The 10505-nt window shown below is 62.3% G+C and carries 10 protein-coding genes; 7 read left to right on the top strand and 3 right to left on the bottom strand.

Features of this window, described 5'->3' with window-relative positions; genetic code table 11:
* The first annotated feature begins 233 nt into the window (after window positions 1-233).
* The 4 genes from HX812_RS25825 (at window position 234) to HX812_RS25810 (ending at window position 5913) form a co-directional block, all read left to right on the top strand.
* On the top strand, window positions 234-674 hold the full coding sequence (locus HX812_RS25825) for a GNAT family N-acetyltransferase (RefSeq protein WP_038844009.1): 441 nt from the start codon (window positions 234-236) through the stop codon (window positions 672-674).
* The gene (locus HX812_RS25820; protein ID WP_038844011.1) at window positions 671-1264 is read left to right on the top strand and encodes an FMN-dependent NADH-azoreductase; all 594 of its coding nucleotides are present in this window, start codon (window positions 671-673) and stop codon (window positions 1262-1264) included. Before HX812_RS25825 ends, HX812_RS25820 begins: the two co-directional genes overlap by 4 nt.
* Window positions 1265-1323: 59 nt before the next feature.
* Window positions 1324-2475: a MalY/PatB family protein gene (locus HX812_RS25815; protein WP_038844013.1), complete on the top strand. Its 1152-nt coding sequence runs from the start codon at window positions 1324-1326 to the stop codon at window positions 2473-2475.
* An 87-nt stretch (window positions 2476-2562) separates the two neighbouring features.
* Window positions 2563-5913, top strand: a complete 3351-nt coding sequence (locus HX812_RS25810; protein WP_038844015.1) for a hypothetical protein — start codon at window positions 2563-2565, stop codon at window positions 5911-5913.
* A gap of 37 nt (window positions 5914-5950) precedes the next feature.
* Here HX812_RS25810 and HX812_RS25805 read toward each other — a convergent pair whose 3' ends face one another.
* Window positions 5951-6166, bottom strand: coding sequence for a molybdopterin-binding protein (locus tag HX812_RS25805; protein ID WP_003173733.1), 216 nt, complete (start codon window positions 6164-6166; stop codon window positions 5951-5953).
* Window positions 6167-6484: 318 nt separating this feature from the next.
* On the opposite strand from HX812_RS25805, the gene HX812_RS25800 reads away from it, so the two are divergent.
* The 3 genes from HX812_RS25800 to HX812_RS25790 are packed head-to-tail and all read left to right on the top strand — an operon-like array spanning window position 6485 to window position 8986.
* Window positions 6485-7441, top strand: a complete 957-nt coding sequence (locus tag HX812_RS25800) for an aliphatic sulfonate ABC transporter substrate-binding protein (protein ID WP_038844016.1) — start codon at window positions 6485-6487, stop codon at window positions 7439-7441.
* 10 nt (window positions 7442-7451) lie between these two features.
* A complete protein-coding gene (locus HX812_RS25795; RefSeq protein WP_016979599.1) occupies window positions 7452-8273 on the top strand; it encodes an ABC transporter permease in 822 nt (273 codons plus the stop codon).
* A complete protein-coding gene (locus HX812_RS25790; protein ID WP_038844018.1) occupies window positions 8270-8986 on the top strand; it encodes an ABC transporter ATP-binding protein in 717 nt (238 codons plus the stop codon). Before HX812_RS25795 ends, HX812_RS25790 begins: the two co-directional genes overlap by 4 nt.
* Here HX812_RS25790 and HX812_RS25785 read toward each other — a convergent pair.
* Both HX812_RS25785 and HX812_RS25780 read right to left on the bottom strand, forming a co-directional pair.
* Window positions 8983-9900 (bottom strand): FecR domain-containing protein, encoded by a 918-nt coding sequence (locus HX812_RS25785; RefSeq protein WP_038844020.1) that lies wholly within the window; start codon window positions 9898-9900, stop codon window positions 8983-8985. The genes HX812_RS25790 and HX812_RS25785 overlap by 4 nt on opposite strands.
* Complete coding sequence (locus tag HX812_RS25780; protein ID WP_038844022.1) at window positions 9897-10415, bottom strand: sigma-70 family RNA polymerase sigma factor; 519 nt, start codon at window positions 10413-10415, stop codon at window positions 9897-9899. Before HX812_RS25780 ends, HX812_RS25785 begins: the two co-directional genes overlap by 4 nt.
* Window positions 10416-10505: the final 90 nt, after the last annotated feature.

Here is a 10505-nt window from a genome sequence, read left to right as displayed (position 1 = left end):
CATTAGCGCAAGCCTGACTTACCGTTCATCGTGACTGGATAGCAAAAGGTGGGCTGACCATACATTTGGTTACTTTGGGGCTTTTCCAAAGTGACCCGCCGTAAGGGCGGAACCTTAAGCCGCCGTTACCCAAATATCGGATATGCCCCAACCCACATGTCCAATCATGCCCCTGTCCCACCTCAGCCATACCCACAACAATGGCATACCCCTCACCACACAAAGCCCCCACCATGAATGACCACATCGAATTCACCCACCTGGAAACCGAGGCCGACCTCATCGCCAGCTTCCCAGTCATGCACCAACTACGCCCCCACCTCACCGACGCCGCCGCATTCGCCGAACAAATCCACCGCCAACGGCAAAACGGCTACCACCTGCTGGCAGCAAAAGAGCACGGCAAGGTAATCGGCCTCGCCGGCTATCGGCTAACCGAAAACACCCTGTATGGCCGCTTCATCTACGTAGATGACCTGGTCATAGACGCCACGCAACAAAGGCGCCGCCTGGGCGAACACCTGCTGGACCGCGTACGCGAAGAAACCCGCGCCCGAGGCTACCGCTGGCTGGTACTGGACACCGGCATGCACATGGCCCTGGCCCAGCGCTTCTATTTCCGCCAGGGCCTGTTGCCCCTGGGCATGCACTTCTCCCAGGACCTGAGCCAATGACCCGCGCCCTGCTCCTCAGTTTCAGCCCCCACGGCAAAGCTGCGCAAACCTTCAAACTCGCCCGCGCACTGCTGCGCGACCTGGTCCCCGACGCCGCGGTGACCGAGCGTGACTATGGCGGCCAGGCACTGCCGCCCCTGACCCGTGAATATGCCAACGCACTGACCACCCCCGGCGGACTCAGCGGCAGTGCCACGGCACTCTCGGAACAATTGATTGTGGAATTGGAAGCCTGCGACCTGCTGATCCTGTGCACCCCCGTGCATAATTTCACCGTGCCGGCGGCGCTCAAGGCCTGGATCGACCATGTGGTGCGCATCCAGCGCAGTTTTACGGTGAATGAACAGTTCGCCAAAGTCGGCTTGCTGCAGGACCGGCGCACCTTTGTGCTGGTCAGTTCAGGTAACGCCCGCAAGGGCCATGAGCCGGACTTCCTGACCCCGTACATGAGCACCATCCTGTCGACGGTGGGCATTCACTCGGTGGATTTCGTCTACCTGCCGGCCATGGTGCGCGGTGAAGAAGCGGTCAACCGCGCCCTGGAACAGGCGCACCGGCAACTCGCGGTGGCAATCAGCTCTGGCCTATAAAAATAATGGCGCTAGAATCAGCGCCATTCTTGCGCCTGACTTCCTGATACGAGCCCCCCATGAGCTTTGATTTCGACACGATCCACCCCCGCCTCGGCACCGGCAGCACCAAGTGGAACCGTTACCCACAAGACGTGTTGCCGATGTGGATCGCCGACATGGACATCGCCGCCCCGCCCGCCGTCCTGCATGCCCTGCACGCGCGCCTCGACCAACAGGTGCTGGGCTATAGCGTCGCCGGGCCGGATGTGCGCGAGGCAATCATCGCCGACCTGTGGGCCAAGTACGCTTGGCGCGTGCAGCCGGATGAACTGCTGTTCCTGCCCGGCGTCGAGCCCGGCTTCAATATGGCGCTGCACGCGTTTGTAAAGCCGGGCCAGCCGGTGGTGCTGCAAACCCCCAACTACCGGCCGATTCGCCTGGCGCCGGGGCACTGGAACCTGCCGCGCATCGAAGTGCCCTTCGAGTTGGTGAACGGCGAATACCTCACGCCAATGCCTGCGATGCGCCAGGCGCTGACCGGCGCGGGTGCGCTGTTGCTGAGCAACCCGCACAACCCCATGGGCAAAGTCTTCCCGCGCGAAGAACTGCTGGCCGTGGCCAACACCTGCCTGGAACACGGCGCGCTGATCATCTCCGACGAAATCCATGCCGAACTGTGCTTCGACGGCCGTCGCCACATCCCCACCGCCAGCCTCAGCCCCGAGATTGCCCAGCGCACCATTACCCTGATGTCGGCGAGCAAGGCCTACAACGTCGCCGGCCTGAAGACCTGCTTTGCGGTGATCCAGAACGCCGAGATCCGCGAGCGCTTCAATAATGCCCGTTGCGGCATGGTCGACAGCGTCAGCCCCCTGGGCCTGGAAGCCACCCGCGCAGCCTACAGCCAGTGCAGTGATTGGCTCGACGCGCTGGTGCAATACCTGCAAAGCAACCGTGACTACCTGCTCGACGCCGTGCAAACCCGCCTGCCTGGCGTGGTCATGCATGCGCCACAAGGCACCTACCTGGCCTGGCTGGATTGCAGCGCCCTGGGCCTGGATGACCCACAGCAGTTTTTCCTGGAGCAGGCCAAGGTCGGCTTGAGCGCCGGGATCGAGTTTGGTGACGACAGCCAGCAATTCGTGCGCCTGAATTTCGGCTGCCCACGGGCCATGCTCGAAGAAGGCCTGCACCGCATGGAGCGCGCCCTGCGCAACCGTCAGGCCTAATTCACAACTTTTCGCAACGAGTGCCGAACCCCTGCTGTTACTGTTTTTGCCGACCGCCACAACCGGCTACAGCAGGAGTTCCATGGCATGACGACCCAGCCCCTCGATCGCTCGTCCGACCCCAAAGCCCTTCCCCGCACGCCGCCCAAGTCCGGCGCGCCGTTCCATGTGCTGCTCAAGAACAGCGCCAATAACAAGAAGGTCGAGGCCCACGACAAGACGCCGTCCGGGTTGGATGCCAGCAAGAAGGACGGCTATGAGTTGGCCGCCAAGGACGCAACGCCACCGCCGGCACTGGCCGACTACAAGGCCATCGGCCCGCCCGATGAAGTCGGTCCGGGGCTGATTCGTTATGAAACCCAGGACGGCAAGAAAGTCATCGTCAGCGAACAGGACAGCCCCGAGCTGTTCAAGCAGGTCAGTACCGACTTCAAATCCCTCTCCGGCGTGGTCGCCAGCCAGAATGCCGGCTACCAGAGCCTCGGCGCCGACGGCAGCGCCCCGGCGAAACTCGCAGACTACAAATCCCTCGGCCCACCGGATGAAACCGGGCCAGGCGTGATCCGCTACGAGACCCAGGACGGCACCAAGGTCGTCATCAGCCAGCGCGACAACCCCGAGGCGTTCCAGAAAGCCAAGGACGCCTATGCCAGCTTCACCGGCCTGTCCACCAGTGAAGACGCCGGCTACAAGCGCGCCAGCGACAATGAAGTGTGGCCACCCTACGGCGGCACGGCGGTTGGCCCGGTCGATGAAGTCGGCCCAGGCCTGATCCGCTTCGAAAGCAACGGCCAGAAGATGGTGGTGGCCCGCGACGACAACCCCAAGCTGTTCGATTACCTGGCCGGCCTGCATGAGGTCTACACCGATCCCGGCAAGAAAGCCGTGGTCGAAGGCGAGCTGAACAACGGCGCGGTGCTGGCCGACGCCAATACGCCAGTGCCGGGCCTCAACGACTACAAGAATTTCAACTGGAACAACGACCAGAAAGACAACATCCTCACCTATGAACTGCATGACGGCACCAAGGTCGTGGTGTCGGCCGACGTCAGCCCCGAGCTGTTCAAGAGCGTCGCCACGGCCAATGACACCTGGGCCAAGATCCACACCAGCGAAGGCGAAGGCTACAAGCTGGCCGGGCCGAATGACTTCCTGAAGAACACCGACATCACCTTCGGCTCCCCGGACGAACTGGGCGACGGCCTGATCCGCTACGAAACCAGCGAAGGCAAGGTCATCGTCTCCAAGGAACTCAGCCCGCAGCTCTACGACGATGTCGCGGCCAAGTGGGAAGCCTGGAGCGCCAGCTCGGTGGACGACACCCGCGCCAAGCACAACCTGCCCAAGGCCGACGAGCTGGACGTACTCAACCTGGACACCGGCGTACATGCCGATGAAAAGGACGATAAGTCGCCCACCCTCAGCGTCAGCGAGTTGGCCACCACCCAACTGATCGACACCTACCGCGAAGGCGTGAAGAACGGCTCGATCCCCAAGGACGACCCGCGCGCCAAGCTGGTTCGCGCCCTCGAAGCCCAGGCCGCCTACCAGAACGGCCACGGCATCACCGGCTACGAAGAGGCCAAGCGCCCGTTCAACACCACCTGGCGCGAGTTCGATGACAAGCAGACCGAGCTGACCTCGGCCGACATGCACGACATCATCGACGGCAAGGCCGTGCAAAAGCAGATCGGCGAGCTGTTCAACGACCCGACCGTGCAGGCTGACTACAAGTCGAAGATGGACGAGGCGATCAACAAACTGCCCAACAAGGACGAGATCAAGCAGAAGCTGCTGGACCTCACTTCCAACCCGGATTACGTGCTGTACCTCAAGGACCTGCAGAGCCAGGGCAAGACCTTTGAGGCGCAAAAAGACCTCAGCGACACCCTGACGTCGTTGTCGCTGTTCGACCCGGAAGCCGCGAGCAAGGCCGCGCAGAATATCCAGGCCGACGGTTTGACCACCGACCTCAACGCCATCCTGTCGGACCCGAGCAAGATCTCCGACGAGAACAACGAACTGGCGACCAAGGACCTGTTCGGCCTGCTCAAAGGCGTGCTCAAGGGCAACGTGCTGGACTTGCCGCGCCGTACCCAGGAAACCCTGGAGAAATTCCTCAACGAAGGCCTGCAAGGCAAGGAAAAATCCGCCGCGGTCACCAAGGCCCTGGAAGAGCTGGGCGCCGTCTACCAGAAAAACGGTGCGATCAGCGAAGCCGACCTGAAAACCGCCTTGAGCAAACCCTACATTCCGGTGGCCGATCGCGGCATGCTTGGCGAGGTGTTCAACACCCTCAACAGCAAGGGCATCCTTGGCTCCCTGGGCGCTGGTGTGAGTCTGTTTTCCGGGATTTACCAACTGGTGGGCAAAGGCGGCAAGCTGGGTGAAACCCCGGCGCAGCGCATGACCATCGCCAAGGACTTCCTGAGCTTTGCCGGCGGCTCCAGCCACTTCGTGCGCCTGGGCGACAAGATCGGTGAAGCCCTGGGCAAAGGCGGCCTGGTGGACTTCCTGGGGCTGGACAAGACCTTGCCGGAGATCTGGGGCAAGACCGGCATGCAGGAGCCGAACTTCGAGTTCCGCGTCAGCGAATTGCCCTCCGAGGTCAAATCCAAGATCGCCACCGCTCTCGATGCCGTGCCGGACAGCCAGTACGACGGCATCGCCAAGATGTTCGGCGACGGCGACAAGGCTGTCACCGAGGCCACCGAAGGCCTGGCCACGCACCTGGATGACGGCCTGGCAGCGGCGGGTGCGGCCAAGCTGGGCGCGTCGAAATCGGCGAAGATCGCCGGTTCCGTGATCAAGGTGCTCGGCCCGGCCACGGACATTGCCGGCGGTTTTGCCGACATCGTGTTGGGCGCATTGGCAATCAAGAGCGGCGTGAAGGATAAGGACCCCCTGGCCCAGGCGGCCGGCGGCCTGCAAGTGGCGGGCGGTGCGTTCGGTGCCTCGGCGGGCGTACTGGGGGCTGCGGCGCTGTTTGGCGCGGGCACGGCGGCGGCGTTGACCGGGCCGTTGTTCCTGGTGGGCGTGGTGTTGGCGGTGGTCGGCGGGATCATCGGCTACTTCGTCGACCACAACAAAAAGCAGAAGGCGACCGAGAAGGAAAACGACTGGTACCGCGACCTGGCCGGCGACGGTCTATTGCAGGACAACTGGGCTGACAAAGTCGAATACGCCCACTACGAAATCCACCATTACGGTGGCCGTGACGCGCCGACCGACGACAGCATCTTCCGATTCCAGCAGTCTGAATGGGAACACTTCGACGAGACCCCGCAAAAAGGCGGTTCGTCGAGCAACCGGCTGGATGGGGGCTTGCACAAGGACTACGAAGACCCGAACAAGGCGCCGAAGAACTTGCCGACGGACGCACCGCCAGAGAAACCGGAGCCACATCCACCGGGTGGTAGTGGACCGAAAATCGCTTGAGTCATGAATGCCCCCGCCTGAGTGCGGGGGCAGTCATTTATAGCTTGGCAATGGACACTTCGGTGGACTTCACAAACGCAATCACCTCACTGCCCACCTTCAATTCCAAGTCACGCACCGAACGGGTGGTGATCACCGAAGTGACAATGCCGGACGCGGTCTGCACGTCGATTTCCGACACCACTTCCCCCAGCAGGATTTCCTTGATCACGCCCTTGAACTGGTTGCGCACGTTGATTGCTTTAATGGTCATGTCGGCTTTCCTTTTGGCTGTTGGGTCAATCCGCACGAATGCGCAGGCCCTCAAAATGCGCCATCGCCAAGAACATTAAAAGGAATATATAACTCTTTATTTATTCGATATGGACATATGAGAACTGTTGCCCAGCCAACAGCGCTTCAACAATCTGCCCTCTCCCACCACAGCTTAACGCCTCCTGAACCCCGGAAACACGCCTCCAAAGCACATGGCACAGAGACTGCATATTCCTATAAAGCATGATGGAACATGCAAACCAAATTTTCTGAATATAAGAAAAACCTTCTCTCAACGCCTTGCCGGAGCTGTTCCATGAAAGCCTTCACCCAACGCCTATTCGGCGCCTGCGCCCTCGCGCTGTGCCTGCAACCCCTGGCCCACGCCGCCGACACCGATCCCGCCGAAGTCAACCTCGACTACGCCTATTACTCGCCCGTCAGCCTGGTGCTCAAGCATTTCGGCTGGCTGGAACAAGCCTTGCCCCACTCCAAAGTGGGCTGGGTGTTGAGCCAGGGCAGCAACCGTTCCCTGGAATACCTCAACAGTGGCGGCGTGGACTTTGCGTCATCCGCCAGCTTGTCGGCGGTGCTGAGCCGCGCCAACGGCAGCCCGATCAAATCGGTGTACGTGTACAGCCGCGCCGAATGGACCGCGCTGGTGGTGCGCAAGGACTCACCGTTCAAGACCGTCACCGACCTCAAGGGCAAGAAAATCGCCGCCACCAAGGGCACCGACCCATACCTGTTCACCCTGCGCAGCCTGCAACAGGCCGGGCTGAAAAAGGACGACGTGGAGCTGGTGCACCTGCAACATCCGGACGGCCGTACCGCGCTGGAGAAAGGTGACGTGGACGCCTGGGCCGGTCTTGACCCGCACATGGCCGCCAGTGAAATCCAGGCCGGTTCGCGCCTGCTCTACCGCAATAAAGACTTCAACAGCTACGGCGTGGTCAGCGTCACCGAGAAGTTCGCCAAGGCGCATCCGCAGACCATCACCAAAGTGCTCGGTGCCTATGAAAAGGCGCGGGATTGGGCGGTGAAGCACCCGGATGAATTCGCCAAGCTGCTGGCCGACGAGTCCGGCCTGCCGTTGGAAGTGGCCAAGCTGCAACTCTCGCGCACCGACTTGAGCACGCCGTTCCTGAGCAGCAAGGACGTGGTGGCGTCCAAGGCGGCCGCGCCGATCCTGGTGTCGGAAGAGCTGGTGCGCAAAGGCGTGAACGTGGACCAGGTGATCGACCAGTTGATCGACACCTCGTTCGGCCATTAAGGAGCCCGTGATGACCAGCAAAACCCAAGCATTGCCCCTTGCCGCACCGGTGGTGATCAACCGCAGTGCCTGGCCAAGGCGGCTCAAGGGCCTGGTGTTGCCGGTGCTGATCCTGCTGGTGCTGGAGGTGGTGGTGCGCGTGGGTTGGCTGCCGTCGTACCAGATGCCGGCCCCCAGCGAGATCGCCGTAACCCTCACCGACCTGGCCGAAGGCGCATTGTGGAAGCACATCAGCGCCAGCCTCGGCCGGGTACTGTTGGGCTTTGCCATTGGCGCCAGCCTGGCTCTGGTGTTTGCCGCCTGGGTCGGTTTGAGCCGCGAGGCCGAAGCCTACCTGGAACCGACGTTTGCCGGGCTGCGTTCGATCCCGAGCCTCGCCTGGGTCCCGCTGTTGCTGCTGTGGCTGGGCATCGACGAAACCTCGAAGATCGTACTGATCGCGATTGGCGCCTTCTTCCCGGTGTACCTCAATGGTGTCGCGGCCATCCGCGATATCGACCGCAAGCTGGTGGAAGTCGGGCAGATGTACGGTTTCAGCCGGCGGCGGCTGGTGCGTCGGATCCTGCTGCCCGCCGCCCTGCCCGGCCTGTTCACCGGGTTGCGCAGTGGCTTGAGCCTGGCGTGGATGTTTCTGGTGGCGGCCGAACTGATCGCGGCGACCAAGGGCTTGGGTTACCTGCTCAGTGATGGGCGGGAGACTTCGCGGCCGGATATCGTGCTGGCGGCGATTATCGTGTTGGCGCTGCTCGGCAAGGTCAGCGATGGCCTGCTCGCAGCACTGGAAACGCGTTGCCTGGCCTGGCGCGATACCTTCCAGGGAGCCGGGCAATGAGCGCGCAACCGCTGTTGGATATTCATGTCACGCGTAAAAGCTTCGCCAGCACCACCGTGTTGAAAGACGTGCGTTTGGCGCTGCAACCACGGGAAGCCGTGAGCCTGCTCGGCCCCAGCGGCTGCGGCAAAAGCACCTTGCTGCGCATCGTCGCCGGCCTGGAAACGGACTTCCAGGGTGAACTGCACAGCCCCGATGGCGAAGTGGCCTTTGTATTCCAGGAGCCACGGCTGATGCCCTGGCTCACGGTGGAACAGAACATCGGTTTCAGCGATGACAGCCACTACGACAAGGCCTGGGTCACACAGTTGATCGAGGAAGTCGGCCTCAAGGGCTTTGCCCAGGCACTGCCCAAGGCATTGTCCGGCGGCATGGCGCAGCGGGTGGCCATTGCGCGGGGGTTGTATTCACGCCCGCAGGTGTTGCTGCTGGATGAGCCGTTCAGTGCAGTGGATGCATTTACCCGCATGAAGCTGCAGGATTTGCTGCTGCAATTGGCCGAACACCATGCCATCGCCTTGTTGCTGGTGACCCATGATGTGGACGAGGCGCTGTACCTGAGTGACCGGGTGCTGGTGATGGACAACCGGCCGAGCAGCATTCGCCAGGAATTGGCGGTGAATCTGCCGCACCCGCGTGACCGGCGTGATCCGTTGCTGGCGCAGCTCAAGGCGCAATCCCTGACTGAGTTGCAACGTGCCCATGTGATTTAGACGACCTTGCGCAAGGTCACCCAATACCGCGTCCGCGCCTGCACTTCCAGCCCCAGGCTTGAGGCCAGCAGGTTGAGGATGCGGTCGGTGTCGTCCAGGCGAAAACTACCGGTAACCCGCAGGTCTTCCAGGCTCGGCTCCCAGCGCAACACACCCGGTCGATAACGCTCCAGCTCCCGCAGAAAGTCACCCAGCGTCTGATTCTGCGCGGTCAGCACGCCATCGCGCCAGCCGAGCTGCAGCACATCGAAAGGCACCCAGGTCCCTAGACCACTGGCTTTGAGCGGCGCTTGCTGCCCACCTTGCAAGGTCGCCATCTGCCCGTTCAAATCGCGCACCTGGACCGAGCCCTTGAGCACCGACACCAGGCAACCCGTGGCCAACTGCCGCACACACACCTCGGCCTGGCTGACCCGCAGCTCGCCGTAGCGTGTGTGCACGGTCATCACCGTCGTGCCTGGCACATTCAACGCCAGCTCGCCCTCCACCAGGCTGATGCGGTGCTGCGCCAGGTCTACGTCCACCGCCGTAGCGGTATTGAGCTGCAAGCTGCCGCCATCGGCCAAGGACATGCGTTTGCGCTCGCCGGTAGCAGTATGCAAGTCGGCACGCCAGGCCTCGATGGGCAATTGACGGCTGATCAACCACGCGGTCGGCACCAGTGCAGCGATCCCCAGCGCACGCTTGAGCACGGCACGGCGTCCCGGTTGCGGACGGTCGAGGCTGGCCATCGCCAAGGCCTGGGGCAAGTCGCTGAACCGCTGGCGCAGGGTCTGGGCTTTTTGCCAGGTCTGTTCATGCTGGGGGTGGCTGTCACGCCAATGCTGCAACGCGGCGTGATCACGCTCGGTGGCCGCACCGGACTCCAGCAGCGCCAACCATTGCGCGGCGGCGCGGGCGACGTCGCGGCTCACAGATCCACCAGCAGGCAGTGTTCGTAGGCCTGGGCCATGTAGCGTTTTACGGTGCGTTCCGACACATCCAGGCGTTCGGCGATCTCTCGGTAGCCCAAGCCTTCCAGTTGGCTCCACAGGAAGGCTCGGCGGACCAGCACCGGTAAGCCATCGAGCAATTCGTCCAGAGCTTGCAGTGTTTCCAGCACCAGCCAACGCTGCTCGGGCGACGGCACGCAGGCTTCAGGGAGACTCGTCAAGGCCTTCAGATAGGCCTGTTCAAGGCTGCGTCGCTGATGAAAATTCACCAACAGGCGCTTGCCGACGGTGACCAGATACGCACGCGGCTCCTGCATCTGCGCAATCGGCTGGGCGCTGGCGAGCACCCGCAAGAACGTATCCTGGCTCAAGTCAGCCGCATCCCAGGCATTGCCCAGGCGCCGGCGCAGCCAGCTTTCCAGCCAACTGCGGTGGTCGCGGTACAGGCTCGACAGCGTCAGTTCGGGGGCGAGAGTCGGAACAACAGCATCATTCATGGCAAGCGACCTGCGCGGCGCGAGTGAGTCTCAAATGAGATTCATTCTATTTAATATCGTGCCGACGCACCATGCCCTTTACACACCACG

Source organism: Pseudomonas sp. IPO3749 (assembly GCF_013386605.1).
GTDB classification, from domain to species: Bacteria; Pseudomonadota; Gammaproteobacteria; order Pseudomonadales; family Pseudomonadaceae; genus Aquipseudomonas; species Aquipseudomonas azotoformans_A.
The sequence above is the reverse complement of the archived record's forward strand: the minus strand, read 5'-3'. Positions and strand labels throughout refer to the sequence as shown.